Raw genomic sequence first — 22,568 nt, 5'->3', positions numbered from 1 at the left:
ATATCACTTTTTCTAATCTTTATTATGATTGGTAAAATGCTAGCCTTGGACTCTAATGTCTTGGGCGAGATAGTGAATACTGACGAAATCAGTTATGTAAAGAAAAAATGTGATTTTAATTCACATAAAAAATCTGACGATACAAAATTTAATCAAACTCATGATGGGATTCAGATTACATTTAATTCTTTTTGCAATTCTGTGTACCAGATAGATTCTTTTGTTAATTACGAACTATTTTCTCCAACAAAATTTAAACGCAATTTTAGGCCGATTTTCGCTGAAACTAGGGCGTATAATTACAAATTTATTCCTCCTCCTAAATATTCCTGATTTATTATAAAGTTCTAAATCTAATTGAACTTTTCAATTTTCTAAGAAGCTGGTAAATTCTGCTTCATACTCAATTAATAATCAGGCAAAAGAATCATCACGATGTGTTTATTTTAATATTTAACGCACGTATGCTCTTGCTTTCAATAATTTTAAGATGAATAAAAAAGTAAAAAAGAATCTCATAGAGTTTGGTATTACAGGAACAATAATCCTCACATTATTTTTAACCGGATTACATACTGAAGTTTTCGGTTTTGTACAACGAGGTATATTAAAAACTGGCATAATGGATCCTGATTTGGAAACGAAACCAGCATCCACCGTTCAATCAAAAAAACCTAAAGCAGATTTTAACATGAGCCTCATCAACTCCAAAGGGGAACGTGTTGAAATGGAAGCGCTTAGAGGTAAAGTGATTTTCTTCAATATTTGGGCTACTTGGTGTCCTCCTTGCGTTGCAGAAATGCCTGGTATAAATAATATGTACAATGATATGAAGGATGAGAATGTTGCCTTTATTATGCTTTCTGTAGATAATGACTTTCAAAAGGCAATTGATTTTAATAAAAGAAAAGGATATGATTTTGAAGTTTATAAACTAGCAGGTAGTTTGCCGCCTATGTATGCGTCCCAAGCAATTCCAACCACCTATGTAATAGATACAGAAGGCAATTTGGCTCTAACACATAAAGGTATGGGAGACTATGATAGCGAGGAATTCAAAGAGTTTTTAACCAATCTTAAATAGATACTATTCTGTTATCTATTATTCATTTAAATCTTCAGTTAAAAACACACTTATGAAATTTATAAAACTGTTTATCCTCTTGTTAGTTGGCTTTATACCATCGCTCTCAACTTTTGGACAGGTAATGGAACCTCCTAACTGGGAGGTTTCAGTTACCAAAGAAAATCCAAAAATCGGAGATACTGTAGTGGTTAGCTTTAAGGTTGAAATACCCGAGGATTGGTATTTATATTCCAATGACTTTGATCCCGACTTGGGACCAATGATTACCGAAATTAATTTCAGTAAAAATTCTGATTATGAAATTATTGGGGATCTTATTCCTATAGGATCTAAAGAGAAATATGATGAGTTATGGGAAGGTAAATACACCTATTTCACTGGTAAAGCTGAATTCCAACAACGTTTAAGGCTTCTAAAAAACAGTCCAGTAATCAAAGCTGTAGCGATATATCAGATCTGTTCAGATGTTACTGGACAGTGTATTCCTTTTGAAACAGATCTGATGTGGAATGAAAATGAAGGATATGAGGTTGACGGAGATACGGCATCAGAAAAAATAATTGATGATACCTCTACCAAAGATTTAAAATCCTTTGAAAATGATTTTAAAGTTGAAGAAAACGAGGAGGGTGGAGTATTTCTTCTTAGCTTTTTTCTACTCTCCTTTGGAGCGGGATTGGCAGCTTTATTAACTCCATGCGTTTTTCCAATGATCCCAATGACGGTGACTTATTTCACCAAATCCAGCGGTAGTCGCGCAAATGGAATTAGACAAGCGCTGTTATATGGTTTTTCTATTATTCTAATTTATACCCTTATTGGAGTGGTTTTTTCATTGTTTTTTGGAGCCGATTTTGCTAATTTTCTTAGTACCCATTGGATACCCAATTTATTCTTCTTTGCTGTTTTTTTATTATTTGCCTTATCCTTTTTTGGTTTATTTGAAATTCGTTTACCAAATTCATTTGTAAATAAAATAGATGCGCAATCTAATAAAGGGGGCATTTTAGGAATTTTCTTTATGGCCTTTACTTTAGTGTTGGTTGGCTTTAGTTGTACTGGTCCTATTGCTGGAACAATCCTTCTGCAAGCAGCAAATGGAGAGACTATAAAGCCATTAATTGGGATGCTTGGCTTCTCATTAGCTTTTGCACTGCCTTTTACACTATTAGCTATATTTCCACATTGGTTAAAATCCTTACCAAAAAGTGGTAGCTGGCTTAATACTATTAAAGTAGTGCTTGGATTTGTGGAATTAGCGCTAGCTCTAAAATTTTTGAGTATAGTAGACCAAGTTTATCACTGGGAATTTCTAGATCGTGATATCTATTTGGCTCTGTGGATTGTGATTTTTTCCTTTTTAGGATTCTATTTATTAGGCAAAATTCAATTCCCTCATGAGAAGAAAACTGAAAGCACTTCAGTATATAGAGTGATATCAGCCATATTGGTTTTTAGCTTCGTTGTTTATTTAATACCAGGTCTGTTTGGTGCTCCTTTAAAATCCTTGGCAGGTTACTTACCTCCAATGGGTAGTCAGGATTTTAACATGCTGGAATCTTATTCTGAACCGAATAATAAAAGTGGTAATATAACAACTTGTGGGACACCTAAATATGATGATTTACTGGAGCTACCTCATAATATTCAAGGATATTATGACTATGATCAAGCCTTAGCATGTGCTAAGAAGCAAAACAAGCCATTATTTATTGATTTTACTGGACACGGATGCGTTAATTGTAGAGAAATGGAAGCAACAGTTTGGAGTGATCCAGAGGTTCTCAAACGACTTAAAAATGACTATGTGGTAGTTGCATTGTATGTAGATGAAAAAACAGAATTACCAGAAACTGAATGGTACATTTCCGACTACGATGGAAAAACAAAGAAAACCATTGGTAAACAAAATTTGGATTTTATGATCCAAAGACTAAATGCTAATGCACAACCTTATTATACATTGGTTGGAAATAACGAGGAACTACTTTCAACTCCAAAAGGTTATGATCTAAATGTTGAAAATTTTATTAAATTTTTGGACAACGGTAAGCAAGAATTCGTAGCAAGACAAGAAAAAAATATTGCAGCTAATGAACTATTTCAGGAATAAATGGAAAGAAAAATTCAGTACCTTAAGTAGCCCTTTGTCTAAAAGATTAAAATCACATTAGGTTCTATAAAAAATTATGATATGAAATTAAATATTTTATTTATAAACGACGTGCACGGTTATCTAGCTCCACATCCCGAGCTTTTTTATAATGAAACTGGAGAAGTGATAGAAACTGCTGGCGGCTATGCTCACATTGCGGGATTCGTTGAAGGTATTCGAAAAGAAAACCCTAATACATTGTTTTTTGATGGAGGAGATACTTTACACGGTACCAAGCCGTTGGTAGATTCGCGGGGCAAAGCCGTAATTCCCATTTTAAATGCATTAAAACTTGATGCACTAGTGGGCCATTGGGACTTTGCATATGGCCCCGAAAGATTAAAAGAAACCGGTAGTCAGTTAGATTTTCCCATATTAGGATGTAATGTATTTACAAAAGATGGATCAAATTTTTTACAGCCCACTGCCATGCTCGAAAAAGCAGGATTTAAAATTGGAGTGATTGGTATTTGTGCAATGATTGTGGATAAAGTAATGCCCGAAAAGATGAGTGAGGGTTTAACGTTCACATCGGGATTGGATGAGTTACCAGAACAAATAAAAAAGCTAAAAGCCGATGGGTCTGATATGATAATATTACTTTCCCATAACGGTTTTCCGCAGGATGTTGAACTCTTAAAAAAAGTGGACGGCATTGATATTTGCCTGAGTGCTCATACCCATAACAGAATTTATCAACCCGTAGAGGTAAATGGTGCACGTATAATACAATGCGGTTGTCACGGTGCATTCGTAGGTAAATTCACTCTTGAAGTGGAAGATAAAAAAATTAAAAACTATAATTATGAACTTGTTAAAGTTGATGCTTCCTCACAAAAAAGCAAAGAAGTGGATTCTATGGTTCAAGACATTTTGAAACCATATAAAGAAATTAGTACCACTCCTTTAGGAAGTACAAGTGAGATTTTACATCGTTATAATACTATAAATTCCACCTTAGACGAACTGCTACTTAGCGCTATTGCCCAAAGTACAAAAACTGAAATTGCTTTTTCGAACGGATGGCGTTACGGAGCACCCATCGCAAAAGGTAAGATAACTGAGAATGACTTATATAACATTGCCCCAATGAATCCTCCTGTCTCAACCGTAGACCTTACCGGGAAGGAAATCAAAGAAATATTGGAGGAAAATTTAGAGCGTACCTTTTGCTGTAATCCATTTGGACAAATGGGTGGTTATGTTAAACGATGCATAGGACTACAAGTAAATTTTCGAATTGAAAATCCTAAAGGTCATCGCATTCAGGAAATATACTTTAGAGGAAAGCACATTGATTTTGAAAAGACATACAAAGTGGGTTTTGTCACCACTCAAGGTGTAGCGAGTAAATACGGTAAAAACCGAGAAAATCATGATAAAAAAGCTGTTGAGGCGATGAAAGATTATCTAAGGAACAACCCGAATTTCACACCAAACAAAATAGGTAGCTACAGGCTGGTTTAAGCAGTAAGGATTGAGTGATTCTAAACGATGAAGATATTAAAATTTGAATTCTAATATTATATAAATAAAAAGGAGCAAATTTGCTCCTTTTTATTTATACGAATGAATTAAAAAAAAATTTAAGGAATTAAAGCGTAGCCTCTAAGTTGATAATTTGATAAAACCGATAAAGCTGAAAGCGCCAACTGAATAGATTCATTCATATCTTCCTGCGCTATGTTTCTAGCAGCTGTAGCTTGTCCGCAAACAAAAATTTTCACCCCATTTTCTTTCAATAACTTTAATAACTCTATGTTCGGGTTTGACTTTTTATATTTCTCTTGATACTTTTCATTAGAAAGGACCAAATCGGTCGCATCACCATGGACCACTGCTACGACATCAATTTTTTTAGATGAAATTTTTCCTGATTCTAACATATTAAGGGCACGAGCAATTTTCAACAAACCTACATTTACTCCTTCTTTTTCTTTTCCATCTTTAATATCAAAAACCAATTTATAATTTAGGGTAGAGTCTGGTTGCTCTGCTGCATCTTCAAAATATTTAATTTTCCCATAACCTTCAATTTTTGAAGTTTGCCACTCTTGTGCTTGCATTTGGAAACTAAATATGGATATTAAAACTAAACTTATTATGCTTTTCATGTCTATAGTATTTAAAATTAAAATTCAGTAAGAGTTAGATGTTCAAGAAAGTAATTATTTATTAAGAATCACCTCTCCCATTCTTTTTGGAAAGGATAGCTCTTTTATTTCTCTAAGGTTTCGTAATACAAATTCAGTAAGGATATTATCTGTTTTTTGGATATTAGTGCCTTTTCCAAATTCTTCATAATTATGAATCCCACTAAGCATCCCTGTATGAGTAGCAATTTTATAGGATTTTTCCAAATCCAATACCTCATTGTTTATTTTAATATCACCAACCCTTTGTCCAATAGGTTTATTGAGGTTTAAATTATATTCTATACCAGAAGATTGAATTAAGCCTCCTACAGTATTCAATTTATCATTAGGATTAAGATTGGTAGCGGTTTGCTCCAACGTTTTTCTCAATTGCTCACCTGTCATTTCTAAGGTTACGATTTTAGCAGGATGCGGCAATAATTTATAAATATCTTCGGAAGTAATATCTCCATGTAAAGATATCCCGTACCCAACTCCTGGTAAAAATGCAGCATCTACATTTAATTTATCAATCATCATGCTAGTAACCATCTTATCAAAAGGGCTTTCAGATTTATATTGCCTTCCAATTATAGTATTTGTTTCTGTAATTTTCTCTTCTAATTTAGATAAATATGGATCTCGAAGTTGCTTAATCATTTTTTGCAATTCCATATCTGGAGACACTTGATCGTGCCATAGGTAATGATAATTTGCATTAATATTTACTATCTTATTATTACTTACTTGTATTTCTGTTTCCCCTAAGATTGCAACGTCAGATAATGCTTGAACTATATAAGTCTTGTTTATTTTTATGGGAGGGGAAATTACATCATGACTATGCGCACCTACAATAAGATCTATTCCTTCTATCTCTTCTGCAATGATTTTATCTACCGCCATTCCTTCATGTGATAACAATATAATGATATCAGCCTTTTCCGAAATAATTGGGAGATATTCTTTAACTGCTTCAACACCTACTCCAAACTCCAAACCTTCTATATTTTTAGAATTTCCAGTGAGTGGGGTGTTTCTATAGCTTAATGCAAGTATACCTATGTTAACACCTTGCTTATTTATAATCACATATGGTTCCCCAAAAATTGGATTTCCAGTTTCTTTAACTTTAATATTTGCTGCCCGAATTGGAAAGTTTGCCAATTTTTGTAATTCATTTGTTCTTTCAAGACCATAGTCAAAATCGTGATTTCCCAGCGCCATAAGATCATAATTCACTTCATTCATCATCTTTATCATAGCTTCCCCTTTAGTAAAATTGCCTAATTGGTCGTCGCTAAAAGTATCTCCCCCATCCAATAAAATTACATTATCTTCTCCTTTAATTTTTCTAACAGATTTAATAGCACTTGCCATATATTCAAATCCCCCGATCATCGCCTTGCGATCAAAATTCATAAGGTTATCTATAGAGTCTCCAGTTTGGGCTGTGGCATTATCTAAATTTGCTTCAAATGGCATATAAGAGCCATGCATATCATTAGTATGAAGGATTGAAATTGAATGAACTTTTGTTGGGATTGACTTATCCATTGATGCTGATTTTTTCGTGGAATTGCAGCTTAGAATCAAAATTGAAGTTATTCCTAAAACTGGAATAAAGAATTTGTTATATCTCATTAAGTTAGATTTTTAAATTTTAAAATTAACCTTCTCAGAGAAGTCTAAATGTAACATTTGTTACAGTAAATAAATATAGCACATTGTATATTGTGATTTTGTTAGTAGGCACTTTATAAATTAAATCGTTTGAAAAGAAGAGATTTTGTAAGAAAAACAACCCTGAGTTCTTTGGCTACCTTAATTGGTGCCGAAATTGTTTTTGGCTCCAATTTATTGGAAGGATATAATCTACTAGCAGTACAAGATCCAGACCCATTTAAGATGTTCAATAAGAATAAGGAAATGATCGTGCTAAATGATAAACCTTGGAATATTGAAGCTCAAGCTCACCTACTCGATAATAAAATCACGCCAAATACAGCCATGTTCATTAGAAATAATGGATTAGTTCCTGAGGGTATTGATGCTAAGAATTGGACTCTTACTATAGATGGAGAATCTGTAGTGACCCAAAAAACATATACGCTGGATGACTTAAAATCGAAATTCGAGCAACATACCTATCAATTAACCTTAGAATGTGGGGGAAATGGAAGAAATGAATTTAATCCGCCGGCAAAAGGAAACCAATGGACAGTTGGTGCGGTACATTGTGCTACCTGGACTGGAATACGCTTACGTGATGTCTTAGAGGATGCAGGAATTAAAAATAACGCTGTTTATATTGGATATCACTCAGCAGATCTGCACTTAAGTGGAGATCCCAAAAAAGAACCTATTTCTAGAGGTGCACCTATGATTAAATCACTTCAAGATGAAACTCTATTAGCATTTAAAATGAATGGAAAAGACATTCCCTTAATTCATGGATATCCCTTGCGTTTAGTAGCAGGTGGTTGGCCAGCATCCGTTTCTGGAAAATGGGTGAATCGTATAAGTATTAGAAACAAAGTACATGATGGCACTAAGATGACGGGTACAGCGTACCGTGTGCCTTGCGAACCAGTAGCACCAGGAGAAAAGGTTAAAGATGAAGATATGTGCATTATAGAATCTATGCCCGTAAAATCAATAATAACATATCCTAAATCTGGCGCGATTATACAAGATGGAACATCCTTAAAGATTAGAGGCCACGCTTGGGCTGGAGAATTAGAAGTTTCAAAAATGGAATATTCCATAGATTTTGGGGCAACCTGGAAAGACTGCCCTATAGAGAAACCAGTAAATCGTCTAGCTTGGCAACATTTTTCAGCATCTATAGATTTTCCTAAGAAAGGATATTACGAAATTTGGGCTAGAGCAACAGACACTCAAGGTATCGCACAACCAATGCTCTTACCCGGCTGGAATCCAAAAGGTTATTTAAATAATGCCTGCCATAGAATTGCTATCAAAGTAACTTAAATGACAAAAGAAGAAGAATTTAAAAAATTCGCTAAGAAGCTATATCATTTAATGGCTTTAATCTTCAGCATATTTATGGTTGCTGGAGGAGCAATGATATATTATAACTACGACCCAAATTTTTCGGTCTTTAAAAATAATACAGAAACTTTAGTTATTACTCCAGAAGAGATAGATGAGAACCTAATAGAGAATGGGATCCATGTTCGTACAGGGCTTGTTGAAGGTTCAGGATTAATGGCGGTTGTGAATAATTGCACCAATTGTCATTCTGCCAAATTAGTCACCCAGAATAGAATGAGCGCCGAGCGTTGGAATGAGACGATTAAGTGGATGCAAGAAACTCAAAACCTGTGGGATTTAGGTGATAATCAAGAGATAATCGTGAATTATCTTGTTACTAATTATCCAGTTACGGAAAAAGGGAGACGTGAAAATTTAACAAATATAGAATGGTATGATCTGGAGAATTAGTTTTTTATGTTGTTTGCTCGCATTTTCATCTTGTAAGGAAGAGAAAAAAAATAAAGTAGAGGTTACCAAAAATGAAGAAGTTAATCTAAATATTAGTAACAAAGATGATAGTAAAATTAACTATTTGATCGAAGTTGATGAGTTACTGAAAATCGCTAATGACCCGAACATCAAAATTTTAGATTTTAGAAAATCTGAAATTTATGCAAATGAACATATTGAAGGTGCTTTAAATATTTGGCGCACAGATATTGAAGATGTATCATTTCCTTATAAAGGCATGATGGCTGGAAAAAAGCAAATGGAGACTCTGCTTAGTAGTTTAGGAATTGATTCAAATGATATTTTAATCATTTATGACGATAATGGTTTGGTGGATTCTACAAGATTATGGTGGATATTGCAAAATTATGATTTTACAAATGTGAGATTATTACACGGAGGAATAACAGCTTGGAAAGCACAAAATGGTAATGTTTCATCGGAAATACCAGTAGTAAATAAGTCAGTATTTAAACTATCTAATACGCCATCTATGAAGTATTATGGTTCAAAAGAAGAAATGAAACAAGCAGTAAAGAATAAGATGATGATAGTAGACGCTCGAACAGACGATGAGTTTTCAGGAAAAAAGCATAAAGAAGGAGCGGCAAAAGCAGGTAGAATACCAAATAGTATCTCAATAGATTGGGCGAATGCTGTTAAATACAATGATGATAAAAAAATGAAATCTACAGAGGCTTTAGTTCAAATATATAGTAAGCTTGGAGCTTCAAAAAATGATACGATTATAGCTTATTGCCATAGTGGTTTTCGATCTGCACATACAACTTTTGTACTCACTCAACTATTAGGTTATAAAAATGTAAAAAATTATGATGGATCATGGACAGAATGGAGCCAGTTTGACGACTTATCATTTGACCAAGATAGTATAACAACAATAATAGAATAATAAAATAATAAAATATGATTGAATATTTAGATGCATTTGTAAATGCTTTTACTGGAACTGTAGATTGGACATGGCAATCTATATTATTTGAAGTCCCGTGGTATACTAATTACTTTTGGGGGTTAATTGCTATTTCTCTTATTGTTTGGAGTCTAGAAATGATTTTTCCATGGCGCAAAGAACAGTCCATTTTTAGGAAGGATTTTTGGTTAGACGGTTTCTATATGTTTTTTAACTTCTTTATTTTCTCTATCGCCATAAGTGGGTTTTATAAACTACTTCAGGTTGGTTTTGAGGATTTAGGTGTTTCAGACAAATCCTTAGCATTGTTTGATCCTTCGTCATGGCCAATGTTATTACAGTTATTCGTGTTTTTTATTATTCTCGATTTTGTACAATGGTTTACGCATACGTTACTACACAAATATCCATTCTTTTGGAAGTATCATAAAGTACACCACAGTGTAAAAGAAATGGGATTTGCAGCACATTTACGTTATCATTGGATGGAAAATATCTTATATAAACCGCTTAAAACATTTGCTGTAATGATATTGTTCGGATTTGAGCCAGAGCAGGCATATATCGTACATTTTATAGCAATTACAATTGGACACTTTAATCACTCTAATATTAAGATTACTTGGGGGCCGCTTAAATACATTATTAATAATCCAGTAATGCACTTATACCACCATGCATATGATCTTCCTGATGGTAAATATGGAGTGAATTTCGGTATTAGTTTAAGTCTGTGGGATTATATATTTAAAACCAACTACATTCCTGAAGACAGTGGAAATGTTGAATTAGGTTTTCCAGGAGATGAAAAATTCCCTAAAGATTTTATTCGTCAAAATACCTATGGGTTTAAGAAAGGACAGGATTAATATAAACCTAAAACAAACAGTCTTATTTTTTTTTTAGAATTGGAAATAGGTCTATACATTTTCTAAAGTATCCATTCCTATAATAGTTTTTGACGCTAATGATGCTTTTTCAATAAGTGATGGAACTGTAGCCTTGATTGTTGTGCAGTTCTTGATCTGACCATTCGCCATAAGACGTATGCGATTACAAATATCACAAAAAGCATTTATTTTTCCCCATTACTTATGGTGCGAAAGTGTCTTTATAGCCATTTCTTGATAAATTGTTGAATTATGGGAATGTCGATCAATTATTCTTTGAACATTCGTTTCTTCTAAAGTAGCATCAAAATAATTTAAAACCTCATTATAAGCAACTACTCTAGACATGTCATATTGATTGCCATCAAAAGTCATAAATTCTTTAAATTGAATATGAATAGGCTGTATTGCTAAAAGTTTAATGAAATCTATAATCTCATCCTCATTAATACCTATCATTAACGCTCATAGATATTGAATTTTTTGATGTATCTATCCCTACTCAATTGTCTTTTGCCTATTCGATAAACAACCTTTATATCAATGAAGTTTAAGACTTGTTGATAGTTGTACTCTAAATTTTTTGCTTTTGTCCCATATCGAGTTTTGTTGTTAAAACAACATATAAACTAAAGCGGGAAATCCGTATAGGAAATCCCGCATCTCAAAAGTTTTATTAAACCCTAATGTAAAAAGGTGTTATTTTTTATTTTCCGACAGCAGCATTACTTAAATTTTCTAGAGCAGTAGAAATTTTATCTAAAATTTCTTTATTTCCTTCAATTTCATGTCTTTCAGCAAGAAAATAAATATCGTTATAGGACACTTTCACATTTCCATCTTGATCTTTCCAAACCAACATTTTTTGAGGAAGATCTAAGCCTATTGTTCGCTCGTTCTGCATCAAAGGGGTACCAAGGTTTGGATTTCCAAAGATTATAAGTCTCGTTGGTCTCAAGTCCAACCCAACGCTATTAGCATTAGCTTGATGGTCTAATTCAGCTACGATTGAAAGATTAGGATTGTTGACAATAGCATTTTTAAGAGTAGCATAAGAAGTTTCAAAATCCTGTTTGCTTTCCTTTGTGATAATACCCTCCATAAATTCAACATTTTGATTAGAAGATTCCATTACGGGACTTTTGGAAACATCAGAAACTAAATTTTCTAGTGCATTTGAGAGTTTATCTAAGGTTGCTACTCCGTCTAAATTGTGTCTCGATCTTAAATAGGACACACTATTATATATCAAAATATCACTTTTATTGTCTGTTCTGTAAAAAAGAACTTTCTGCGGAAGATCTAATCCTGCCAATTGGTTCTCTTGCATTAAGGGAGTACCTAAAGTTGGGTTTCCAAAAAAAACTATTCTAGTATAATCTAATTTCAGCCCTACAGAGTTAGCATTTTTCGAATGATCTACTTGCGCTACAATACTAATAGCATCGTTCTTTCTTAGTTTTTGAATAAACTGATTGTATGCGCCTTGAATTGCAATTGCACTATTGGAATAATTGGTTCCTATTGGAAAATCTGCATTGTTTAAATTTTCGGATGTCTTAAAATTAGTTTGTGAAATATTATTTTCAGAAGAATCTATTTCATTTTGAGAGCAAGAATTTAAACCCAGCAATAAGCTGAAAAGTAGAATTGAATTTTTCATAAAAATTTGATTTACTGTAAATTAAGTCAAGAACCATAACGATATAAATTACTTTAACTTTTTTTAACCATTATAAGTTAAGGGTTTCAAAAATTAAAAAAAGTATAGATTATATGGAATTTGTTTCTTCAATAGAATTTCATTTCCCTAAGCGAGCTTCGATATATTAAAATTATTTTCCTGCCGAGATAAAGGCTAAAGCTCTTGGTTTTGACCAAATATTTTTTTTATTTATCAAGATAAAATTCATTAAATTCTTACAACCTTATTAGTTAAATTTTATAGAGTATTTGAAACTTATTAATTTATAATTTTTGTAGAACATATATGGGAATAAGCATTGTTTTCTTAAAGATAAAAGACCACTACGAATGAAGATATTAGACATGAGAATTTATATTAATTAACTGATTAACAGTGTGAATTTTTAGCAATAATTTATTGACAACATTTTTAAGCTATAAATTTTCGCATCAGTTGTTAGAAAGGATTCTAAAAATTAAAGGCAGCCAGAAGTTAGAAGTTTTTACTATATCATTTTTAAGAATCGATATAGTAATTACTAAACATACTTAGAATAAACTTCACCTTTCTATCTTCTTACACTGGTTTATCTGTAACATTTGTTACATAAATTAAAGATTTGAATTTTTAGATTTGTCAGATTTACTGTATTTATTACTTAAAATAAATCAACATTCTCATTTATTCTAGATATTTAAAGAAATTTTGAAATAATATTTTTTTGAAATGACAACATACCGCTCAATAGTAAAATCCATTGCTTATCTGTTTAGCTCACTTCTAGTTTTAACCATTATCATTTTCTCTGGGCTTTATTTATATAATAATAATCCTTATCTATTTATCGAAAAAAAAATAAGTGCTGAAGATTGGCAGCCTAAAGATATTGAAGCAGAACTTGATTTTGGATTTATGGATCCTCAGGTGAAGTATGGGTATCAATTAATTTCACAGTCCCCAAAATATATGGGGCCTCAGGCCGAAGATCCCTCCATGCATTTTGCAGGTAATAATTTGGCGTGTATGAATTGTCATTTAAAAGCAGGAACTCAAGCAGGTTCTGCATCTTGGGTAGGAGTGACAGAAAGATTTCCTGAATTTAGCGGTCGCTCCAACAGTAAAAGTACCATAGAGGGAAGAATTAATGGTTGTATGGAAAGGAGTATGGACGGAAAAAAACTTCCTACAGATTCTAAAGAAATGAAAGCTATAGTAGCTTATATGGAATGGTTGGGAGAAGGTTTACCACCCGAGCGAGAAAAGGAATTTAAAGGCTATGTTGCAATTGAGCTTCCTAATGTGGCAGTAGATCTGGATAAAGGAAAAGAGCTCTATCTAAACCAGTGTATGCTTTGTCATGGAGAAAATGGGCAAGGGGTAAAACTTGCCGATTCAACAAAAGGCTATCAATACCCTCCACTTTGGGGTCAAGATAGTTATAATACTGGTGCAGGAATGCACCGGGTAATTACCTCTGCTGAATTTATAAAAGGAAATATGCCATTTGGCGAGGCGACTTGGGATAACCCAAAATTAACCGATGAAGAGGCGTATCATTTAGCGGGCTATATAAACAGTTTTGAGAGGCCGGTAAAAAATAATACCCAAAATGATTATCCAGATAAAAAGTTAAAACCGGTTTCAACTCCATATGGCCCTTGGGAAGATTCATTTTCTGCCAACCAACATAAGTTTGGACCTTTTCCTCCTATTGTTAGGTATTATAAGGAGCAATACCAAATCACAAAAACTAAATGATGAATTTTAAAAATTTAGGTTATTTATTTTTACTTTTTCCATTCTTAAGTTTCGCTCAAGAATCCGAAGAATCAATTGTAAAGGGGAAATTTTCAGGACAATTGAGATCTTACTATATGAATACTTATAATAAAGGGGAGCTTAAGGACTTTACCGCTTTGGCTACCGGAGGCCATATTAAATATGAACTCAAACTCAAAGAAAAGTTAACCTTTGGAGGAGCAGTATATAATTCCAATAATTTAAATATACAAGATCTTAGGATTCCTGATATATCAACTGGACAATTAAGCCGGTATGAAGAAGGTTTGTTTGACCGAATAAATTTAGATAATAAAAATATTTTCGTTTTAGGCGAACTATATGCCAATTACAAGACTACCCAGCACGAATTTACTGTAGGTAGAATGAAAATTATATCTCCTTTAGTAAATCCACAGGATGGACGTATGATTCCTACTTTAGCTCAAGGTCTTTGGTATGCTTATAGCAGCCCCAAAACAAATAAAATACAAGCAGGTATATTTAATCAAATTGCACCAAGATCTACAGGAGAATTTTATTCAATAGGGCAGAGTATAGGAACTTATGGTTCCGGAAGAAATAAAAATGGAAAGCCGAGTTTATATGGAGGGAATACCGATTCAGATTATTTAGCTATCATCAATGCAGATTTTAAAATTACTCAAAATACTTCTGTAGAATTCTGGAATTATTATACAGACAATGTCTCTAATACCCTGTATTTAAAACCTAAATATCAAGTTTCAAAAAGTTTCAATATTGAAGCGGAATGGTTGCATCAAAATAGAATAAATAATGGTGGAAATGCAATTGATTCCCTAAGTTATTTTCAGAGCAACTCTTCTGATAATTTTGGTATAAAAGCAGCCTACGATTGGAGCAACTCTTCTCTTTCATTATCGTACAACCGAATCCCTAAAAAAGGTCAGTTTGTTTTTCCAAGGGAATGGGGTAGAGAATTTCTATTCAGTTTTCAAAAAAGAGAGCGCAGTGAAGGAACTGGAGATAATCATGCGTTGGTTGTCTATTATACTAATACACTTCCAATTGGCAAAGACAAATTAAATTTAATATCGATTATAAGTTTAGGGCATCAATGGAAACCTTCAGTTTTAGATCCTATTCTTAATAAATATGCTGTTCCAGATTATACACACATCAACTTAGATCTGTTCTTCGATATCAAAAAATGGAAAAATTTCAAACCAGAATTATTATTGGTAAGTAAGTTTGCAAGCGGGGATTTCCCAGACAATCCAAATTTCTATTTAAATAAAACTGATCTATTTCATTTAGATGTAATTTTGAATTATAATTTTTAGAACACACCTGCGATATCAAGCTATCCTATTTTAAAGAGGGATTTTAATAATTCCCCATTAATGAATTTTTATATAAAAGAAATACAACAAGAGCTTGGTGAAATTTGAAAATTCATAAATACAATAAGACCGCTTAAAAATTTTGTCTAATAAATATACTTTCCACCTCTGAAATAATACATTCAAAAAACTAAGTTAATTAGATTCTCGCTAAATATTTGCGATTTCAACTAACTTGTGAGCTTTCAAAATACGAATAGTTCTGCCCTTAGTTTCTATAATATCCTCATTTTTAAATTCTCTTAAAAATCGTACTAGTGTTTCAACAGCGGTTCCTAGAATATTTGCCAGATCCTCGCGGGTAAGGGTAATTTCAACAATTTCATTGGGCTTCTCACTTGCTTTAAATTTATCTCTTAAAATAAGTAATGTAAGTGCAAGTCTCTCTCTTACCGTTTTATGAGCTATACTTAGTATGTTGTTTTCAAGAACAGCAAATTCATGGCTTAAATTTTTTAGAAGTTTACTGGATAGAACTTTAGATTTCTCAAGTAATTCCAGAAATTTATTGCCGGGAATAAATCCTACTTTTATATCCTCTAAAGCCATAGCTGAATCTGAAAATGTTTCTTCGCTTAATAATGCAGGATATCCCAAGAGCTCACCAGTATTGCATATATAAATTATATGTTCCCGACCATCCTTATCTACTTTAAACTTTTTTATCTTTCCTTCAATTAGGTAAAATATTCCGGAAGGATAAGATCCTTCTATAAAAACCATATCTCCTTTACTATATTTTTTCAGGAGCATTACCGACTTTATAAAATTTTGATCCTCCTTAGGTAATTCTTCAAAAATAGAATGGCTCTTAAAATGATAATCATCGATAGGAAAACCTATACTTTCTGACATTTTAAATAAATTTCGTTCTAACCAAAGGTAAATAAAGATCTCTGCTATCAATAGAAAACTTGATCAAGATCAAGTTTTTATCAAATATGTATCAAGAATTTAGAATATACCTAACCTTACTTTTGACTTGAAAAAAACATACTATGAGTATTTTAGATAAATCAACAAAAAGTAATGCTTTAAAATCTCTAAGAGATAAACATATATTTTATAATCTACCCCCCGAGATCCTAATAGAAAAAACACTTAAATTAAATCAAGGTTTAATAACCGAATCTGGGGCTTTAGCAGTAAATACAGGAACTTATACTGGACGCTCCCCAAAGGATAAATTTATTGTAAAAGACGAAATCACAAAAGATACTATTTGGTGGGGTGATGTAAACCAGCCTCTTGAGACTGAAGTTTTCGAAAATCTTTATAGAAAAGTCATTTCTTACCTCGAAAATAAGGATGTTTATATCCGGGATTCTTACGTCTGTGCCTCTAATGAATATAGATTAAATCTTAAAATAGTCACTGAAACTCCTTGGCAAAATCTTTTTGCTAATAATCTTTTTCTAAGACCTACAAAACCTGAACTTGAAAATTTTGTTCCAGATTGGGAAATAATTGTTGCATCGGGTTTTTATGCTAATCCTGAGATAGATGGCACACGACAGTCAAATTTTACAATCATAAATTTTAAACGTAAAAAAATCTTAATCGGTGGAAGTGCCTATACTGGAGAGATTAAAAAGAGTGTGTTTACAATTTTGAATTTTATTTTACCAAAAGAAAGAAAAGTTCTTCCTATGCATTGTTCTGCTAATAGTAGTGCTAAAAAAGATACAGCTATATTTTTCGGACTTTCTGGCACTGGAAAAACAACTCTCTCCGCAGATCCAGAAAGAGAACTTATTGGAGATGACGAACATGGCTGGGACGACACCAAAATTTTTAATTTTGAAGGTGGCTGTTATGCTAAATGTGTAAACCTCACCCAAGAAAAGGAACCTCAAATATTTAATGCGATAAAAAAAGGAACCTTACTCGAGAACGTGGAGTTCTATCCTGGAACCAATAAAGTAGATTATTCTAATACCAGCATTACGGAAAACACCAGGGCAGCATATCCTCTCCATTTTATTAATAATGCTATTGTTCCCTCAATTGGAGATATACCAAAAAACATATTCTTTCTTACCTGTGATGCTTTTGGAATTTTACCCCCTATTTCAAAATTAACTCCAGGTCAAGCTATGTATCATTTCATATCAGGCTATACCGCAAAGGTTGCCGGAACAGAGGCAGGAATAAATGAACCACAAGCGACTTTCTCTGCCTGTTTTGGTGAACCCTTTTTACCCCTTCATCCTACTGAATATGCAGAAATATTGGGAAATAAGATAAAAGAACATAATGTAAAAGTTTGGCTAATTAATACTGGTTGGTCTGGTGGAGAATATATAGTTGGAGAACGCATTAAATTGAGTTATACCCGAGCAATGATAAGTTCTGTTTTAGAAGGGAAACTAGAAAATGCCGAATATAATGAAGATGATTATTTCGGACTCGCAATACCTTCTTCGTGTCCAAACGTACCTACAGAAATATTAGATCCAAGAAATACTTGGATTGATAAATATAGATATGATGCAATTGCAGAAAATCTTGCTTCGATGTTTAAAACCAACTTTAAGAAATATTCTGAATTTGCTAATGCTGAAATTTTAAAAGGTGGACCGAGTATTAAAAGTCATAGTCTTTAAAGTTACTACTGTTTTACATTCTAGAATATTAATACATTCTTATGAGCAATTCATATAGAGAAAGAACATTAAACAATTTGGCTATTGAAAAATTAAAGCGGCTTGGATTTACGAATGTAGATGTGCATACTCTTCTTGAAGATGAAGTATACCGTAGTTACTATGTGAAAATGCTGAAAAATATATTGAGCAGAAAAAATTGTTGGGAAACAACGATTAAATCCATTCTAAAAAAAGCAAGAAAATTAGAAGAATAAAACATGATTAGAGAAAAAATCATCTTTGAAAATAAAAAATTAAAAGTTCCTCCGTTTCCAATTATTCCGTACATAGAAGGAGACGGTGCTGGCCAGAGTATTTGGAAAGCAACTAAAGATGTAATTGATACTGCTATTGAGATAGCATACGGAGGGGAAAGAAAAATATTTTGGAAACAGGTTTATGCCGGGGAGAAAGCATTTTCTAAAAAAGGAGAATGCTTACCAATAAGAACCCTGGAAAATATTAAGGAACACTTAGTTATTCTTAAAGGTCCATTAAATACAATCATTGCTGGAAAAACAAGATCTATTAACCTTGCTCTTATACAAGAACTTGAGCTTTTTGCACATGTTATTCCTATAAAATTTTATAAGGATTCCAGTTTCCTTGCAAAAAATTCTGAACTATTAGATATAGTATTATTCCATGAAAATACTGAGAGATTCATGGAAGCGAACGAATGCTTTAATGCATTGCCAAATACAAGTAATTTCAAAAAAGAAATCAACTATAGCTCACCTACTAATTTAGTAGCGGGGAAAGCTGTCTCCAAATTAATTGCACAAAGAATTATTAGAGCAGCGATAAAATATGCGATTGAAAATAATAGACATTCTGTAACAATTGTAAATAATACAGATAATATAGAATTCAGTAATGTTGAATTCAGAGATACCGCATATCAGCTAGCAAAAGCAGAATTTGGTGCTATATCTTATAAATTTGGATCCTGGATGGTGATTAAAAAAGAAAATTACCAAATAATAATCAAGGATGTTCAAGCTGATATTTTTCTGAAAGAATTTATTTTAGAACCGTTACAATATGATGTTATTTTAACGCCAAATTCAAATGAAAATATCATCTCTGATGCCTTAACACAGCTTGTTAATGGCAATAGTTTTACTCCCAGCGCTAATATTAATTATGAAACTGGTGTAGCAATATTTGAAGTTCGTAGTGCAACAGCTCTTAGAAATACAGCTTCAGAAAAAGAAAATCCTTCTTCGCAAATTCTGTCAGGAGTAATGATGTTAGAATATATGGGATGGTTTGAAGCAGCAAATTTTATTCTGAAAGGATTTGAGGGTGCTATAGCCAAAAATACATTAAGCTCTGATCTTAAGAGGTCAACAGTAAGAACAACAGCATTAAAATGCTCCCAGTTTGGAAAGGAAATAATATATAATATGTGATTTATTTAATGGATTTAAACCCTGAAATCCTAAAGCTTAGAGTAATAAATTTTCCTCAAAGCTTAATATTGCAATAAGAAAATTATGACGAAAGGCACCAAACTATATAGTATTATAAATTTAAAATGTCCTCGCTGCCAGAAAGGAGATTTATTTATAAATACAGGCTGGATTGTTTACAAGCAAATTCTCGATATGCCTGAAGAATGCAGTAATTGTAACCTCAGCTATAATGTAGAACCCGGTTTTTACACTGCTGCCTTATGGATAAGCTATCCAATAGTACTTGTAGTTTTTATTCCATTGATAATTCTTGGATTCTCCTTAAAAAGTCTTCACATGTTTTTCACAGTTCTTTACCCTGGGATCGTCGTTCTATCTTTATTGTTTCAAATTCCATTAATGCGTTTCACCAGAGCAATTTTATTAAATATGCATGTCGATTTTAATAAACATTTTTAACAATCTAGAGAAATGGAAATTCTACAATAACATTAGCATAAAATGAAAACAGAATTCACCCCGAAGCTATTTACGCTGCTTAAAGAAGGTATTACAAAAAAACAGCTATCCAATGATATTTTATCCGGAATTATAGTTGGCATTGTGGCATTACCTCTCGCTATAGCTTTTGCAATCGCATCTGGGGTATCGCCAGAAAAAGGATTAATAACAGCGGTAATAGCCGGAATCACAATCTCTCTACTTAGTGGTAGCCGTGTACAAATTGGAGGTCCTACAGGCGCTTTCATTATAATTATTTATGGAATTGTTCAGGAACATGGAATTGGAGGACTTACCATTGCAACCTTTATGGCTGGATTTATAATTATTGGTTTTGGTTTAGCCCGGATGGGAAATTATTTAAAATTTATCCCCTACCCTCTCATTGTAGGATTCACCAGCGGAATTGCAGTAATTATCTTTTCATCACAAATCAAAGACTTCTTTGGGTTAAATATGGGAGAAGTTCCAGTAGATTTTATTGATAAATGGGAAACCTATACAAGTAATTTTTTAAAAGTAAACTGGCAAGCGTTCAGCATCGCGATAGCCACAGTGATTATTTCATTAAAATTCAGCAAAATTAGTCCAAAGATCCCGGGGTCTATTGTTGCTATAGTAATTAGTACCGTAGTAGTCTATTATTTTAATTTACCTGTAGACACCATAGAAAGTAGGTTTGGAGAAATCCCGAACAGCATTTCTCTTCCTGAAATCCCTAATATAAATTTCGCCATTATTCAACAATTAATTCAGCCTGCAATTGCTATTGCACTCTTGGGAAGTATTGAATCCCTACTTTCGGCTGTTGTAGCGGATGGGATGACGGGAGGGCGACACCGATCTAACATGGAGTTGATAGCTCAGGGAACTGCAAATATTTTTTCTGGATTATTTGGTGGTATTCCTGCCACTGGCGCAATTGCAAGAACAGCCACAAATATTAAAAATGGAGGAAGAACTCCAATCGCAGGTATTATTCATGCGATTGTTCTTTTGTTAATAATGCTATTATTTGCTCCGGTAGCTAAATTAATTCCGCTCTCTTGTTTAGCCGGAATATTAGTCGTGGTAGCATGGCATATGGGAGAATGGCATCACTTTTTTTCCTTATTGAAAAGCAATAGATTGGATGTAATTGTACTTTTAACCACATTTTTTCTTACTGTATTCTTTGATTTGATATTAGCCATAGAAATTGGGATGATCCTTTCCAGCTTTATATTTATGAAACGAATGAGTGAGGAAACGACATTTGAGAATACTGCGCATTTATTAAAATATAATGAAATTTATAAAGAGAAATTATTTGAAGAAGAAATTCCAGGAATTCCTAAAGGAATATTAATGTATGAGATTAATGGTCCTTTATTTTTTGGAGCGTCCCAAAAATTTCAGGAAGTAATCACCGATTTAAATTTTAAAACTGAAGTGCTTGTTTTAAGAATGAGAAATGTTCCATTTATAGATGCATCAGGAATGAACAGGCTAAAAGAAATTTGTCTTCAATTCAAAGAAAATAAGACACAAATAATAATCTCTGGTGCAAACCGAAAGGTTAAGAAAGAGCTTCTAAAAGCAGATGCATATTCTTTAATTGGTAAACATAATATTACTGACAATATCAAAATAGCGATAGAAAGAGCTAGATATCTCTTAAAAGAAAATAATAAATCTTGAAAGATTTAATTCAAAATAAATTGAACATAATAAAATGCAGTATAAACAGAAATTGAAATGTATAAACACTTCACAAAAGAATTAGATTCACTGGATCCGATAATTAAGGAAAGGGTATTCGAAATCATAGAATCGTTGATAATCAAAGGAAAATATATAGAAGGTGAATCATTGGAGCAAGCCATTATAAATGCTAAGGAATGGTATTATGATTTGATAGAAGAATGATGTTTAGGTGAAATTTAATCCCAAACATCTTTTCTCCACTATTTAGAAATCCTTTGTTTTACGTCTAGGGTATTTAACAACTAGGATGAAGTCACAAAAACTGGGTCAATACAAAAACTTGTGGGGTAATAGAAAATGGGAGAACTTTGCTTTAAAATTTCCATGCCCTCAGATACCTTATTAGCGATAGCCAATTTATTGCTTCCCGAAGTACTTGTAACCTATTTTGATCTGACCAAGCACGAGATCAAGGGTGAAGAGCTACACTTCTATTTTATCGAACTCAATGAGGTTCCAAAGGAATTTATCGGGATCAAGCTTCAGTCTAAAGGTTTCTTCACAGAGGCTACTGTTCAGGATTTTCCCATACGAGGAAAGAATGTTTTTTTACACATAACCCGACGCAGATGGCTCAATGAGGCTACCGGCAAAGTAGTTACAAGGGATTGGAGTTTAGTGGCAAAAGGAACTAGGATAACTAGTGAGTTTGCTGCTTTTTTAAAAGAGATCTGTCAGTAACAATGCCTCTAG

The 22,568-nt window shown here is 32.9% G+C and carries 20 protein-coding genes; 15 read left to right on the top strand and 5 right to left on the bottom strand.

The window, feature by feature from the left end:
* Positions 1–490: 490 nt before the first annotated feature.
* The 3 genes from I130_RS08740 (at position 491) to I130_RS08730 (ending at position 4,709) form a co-directional block, all read left to right on the top strand.
* A complete protein-coding gene (locus I130_RS08740; protein WP_034921753.1) occupies positions 491–1,084 on the top strand; it encodes a TlpA family protein disulfide reductase in 594 nt (197 codons plus the stop codon).
* A 52-nt stretch (positions 1,085–1,136) separates the two neighbouring features.
* The gene (locus tag I130_RS08735) at positions 1,137–3,200 is read left to right on the top strand and encodes a protein-disulfide reductase DsbD family protein (RefSeq protein WP_034921750.1); all 2,064 of its coding nucleotides are present in this window, start codon (positions 1,137–1,139) and stop codon (positions 3,198–3,200) included.
* An 81-nt stretch (positions 3,201–3,281) separates the two neighbouring features.
* Positions 3,282–4,709, top strand: coding sequence for a bifunctional metallophosphatase/5'-nucleotidase (locus tag I130_RS08730; RefSeq protein ID WP_034921747.1), 1,428 nt, complete (start codon positions 3,282–3,284; stop codon positions 4,707–4,709).
* A gap of 119 nt (positions 4,710–4,828) precedes the next feature.
* Here the strand turns inward: I130_RS08730 and I130_RS08725 are convergent, their stop codons facing one another.
* Together I130_RS08725 and I130_RS08720 are read right to left on the bottom strand one after the other, a co-directional pair.
* A complete protein-coding gene (locus I130_RS08725; protein WP_034921745.1) occupies positions 4,829–5,356 on the bottom strand; it encodes a DsrE family protein in 528 nt (175 codons plus the stop codon).
* 54 nt (positions 5,357–5,410) lie between these two features.
* Entirely contained in the window at positions 5,411–6,934 is a 1,524-nt protein-coding gene (locus I130_RS08720) for a bifunctional metallophosphatase/5'-nucleotidase (RefSeq protein WP_232224044.1), read from the bottom strand.
* A 216-nt stretch (positions 6,935–7,150) separates the two neighbouring features.
* On the opposite strand from I130_RS08720, the gene I130_RS08715 reads away from it, so the two are divergent.
* From I130_RS08715 to I130_RS08700, 4 genes are read left to right on the top strand one after another with little or no spacing between them, the layout of a single operon-like run.
* Positions 7,151–8,371, top strand: coding sequence for a sulfite oxidase (locus I130_RS08715; protein ID WP_034921741.1), 1,221 nt, complete (start codon positions 7,151–7,153; stop codon positions 8,369–8,371).
* Positions 8,372–8,845 (top strand): hypothetical protein, encoded by a 474-nt coding sequence (locus tag I130_RS08710; RefSeq protein WP_034921738.1) that lies wholly within the window; start codon positions 8,372–8,374, stop codon positions 8,843–8,845.
* Positions 8,829–9,800, top strand: coding sequence for a sulfurtransferase (locus I130_RS08705; protein WP_051119663.1), 972 nt, complete (start codon positions 8,829–8,831; stop codon positions 9,798–9,800). Before I130_RS08710 ends, I130_RS08705 begins: the two co-directional genes overlap by 17 nt.
* A gap of 14 nt (positions 9,801–9,814) precedes the next feature.
* Positions 9,815–10,690: a sterol desaturase family protein gene (locus tag I130_RS08700; protein WP_034921736.1), complete on the top strand. Its 876-nt coding sequence runs from the start codon at positions 9,815–9,817 to the stop codon at positions 10,688–10,690.
* 219 nt (positions 10,691–10,909) lie between these two features.
* Here the strand turns inward: I130_RS08700 and I130_RS08695 are convergent, their stop codons facing one another.
* Positions 10,910–11,170 (bottom strand): hypothetical protein, encoded by a 261-nt coding sequence (locus tag I130_RS08695; RefSeq protein ID WP_034921734.1) that lies wholly within the window; start codon positions 11,168–11,170, stop codon positions 10,910–10,912.
* A gap of 247 nt (positions 11,171–11,417) precedes the next feature.
* Positions 11,418–12,374 carry a DUF302 domain-containing protein gene (locus I130_RS16240; protein ID WP_051119662.1) on the bottom strand — a complete coding sequence of 319 codons (957 nt, stop codon included), beginning with the start codon at positions 12,372–12,374 and terminating at the stop codon, positions 11,418–11,420.
* A gap of 750 nt (positions 12,375–13,124) precedes the next feature.
* Here I130_RS16240 and I130_RS08685 point away from each other — a divergent pair.
* Positions 13,125–14,156, top strand: a complete 1,032-nt coding sequence (locus I130_RS08685; RefSeq protein ID WP_034921732.1) for a c-type cytochrome — start codon at positions 13,125–13,127, stop codon at positions 14,154–14,156.
* Complete coding sequence (locus tag I130_RS08680) at positions 14,153–15,502, top strand: OprD family outer membrane porin (RefSeq protein WP_051119661.1); 1,350 nt, start codon at positions 14,153–14,155, stop codon at positions 15,500–15,502. The genes I130_RS08685 and I130_RS08680 overlap by 4 nt, the downstream gene beginning before the upstream one ends.
* 210 nt (positions 15,503–15,712) lie before the next feature.
* On the opposite strand, the gene I130_RS08675 is transcribed toward I130_RS08680, so the two are convergent.
* Positions 15,713–16,417, bottom strand: a complete 705-nt coding sequence (locus tag I130_RS08675; RefSeq protein ID WP_034921729.1) for a Crp/Fnr family transcriptional regulator — start codon at positions 16,415–16,417, stop codon at positions 15,713–15,715.
* Between the two features lie 143 nt (positions 16,418–16,560).
* Between I130_RS08675 and pckA the strand changes: the two genes are divergently transcribed.
* From pckA to I130_RS08645, 6 genes are all read left to right on the top strand, one after another.
* Complete coding sequence (pckA, locus tag I130_RS08670; RefSeq protein WP_034921728.1) at positions 16,561–18,168, top strand: phosphoenolpyruvate carboxykinase (ATP); 1,608 nt, start codon at positions 16,561–16,563, stop codon at positions 18,166–18,168.
* 41 nt (positions 18,169–18,209) lie between these two features.
* Positions 18,210–18,425: a hypothetical protein gene (locus tag I130_RS08665; protein ID WP_034921725.1), complete on the top strand. Its 216-nt coding sequence runs from the start codon at positions 18,210–18,212 to the stop codon at positions 18,423–18,425.
* A 3-nt stretch (positions 18,426–18,428) separates the two neighbouring features.
* Positions 18,429–19,625, top strand: a complete 1,197-nt coding sequence (locus I130_RS08660; protein WP_034921724.1) for an isocitrate/isopropylmalate family dehydrogenase — start codon at positions 18,429–18,431, stop codon at positions 19,623–19,625.
* 84 nt (positions 19,626–19,709) lie between these two features.
* Positions 19,710–20,087, top strand: a complete 378-nt coding sequence (locus I130_RS08655; protein WP_034921722.1) for a DUF983 domain-containing protein — start codon at positions 19,710–19,712, stop codon at positions 20,085–20,087.
* A gap of 42 nt (positions 20,088–20,129) precedes the next feature.
* Positions 20,130–21,809: a SulP family inorganic anion transporter gene (locus I130_RS08650; RefSeq protein ID WP_034921720.1), complete on the top strand. Its 1,680-nt coding sequence runs from the start codon at positions 20,130–20,132 to the stop codon at positions 21,807–21,809.
* 390 nt (positions 21,810–22,199) lie between these two features.
* Positions 22,200–22,556, top strand: a complete 357-nt coding sequence (locus I130_RS08645) for a hypothetical protein (protein WP_034921718.1) — start codon at positions 22,200–22,202, stop codon at positions 22,554–22,556.
* The last annotated feature ends 12 nt before the right edge of the window (positions 22,557–22,568 follow it).

It is taken from the genome of Gillisia sp. CAL575 (assembly GCF_000403785.1).
In the GTDB taxonomy this organism is placed as follows: Bacteria; Bacteroidota; Bacteroidia; order Flavobacteriales; family Flavobacteriaceae; genus Gillisia.
The sequence above is the reverse complement of the archived record's forward strand: the minus strand, read 5'-3'. Positions and strand labels throughout refer to the sequence as shown.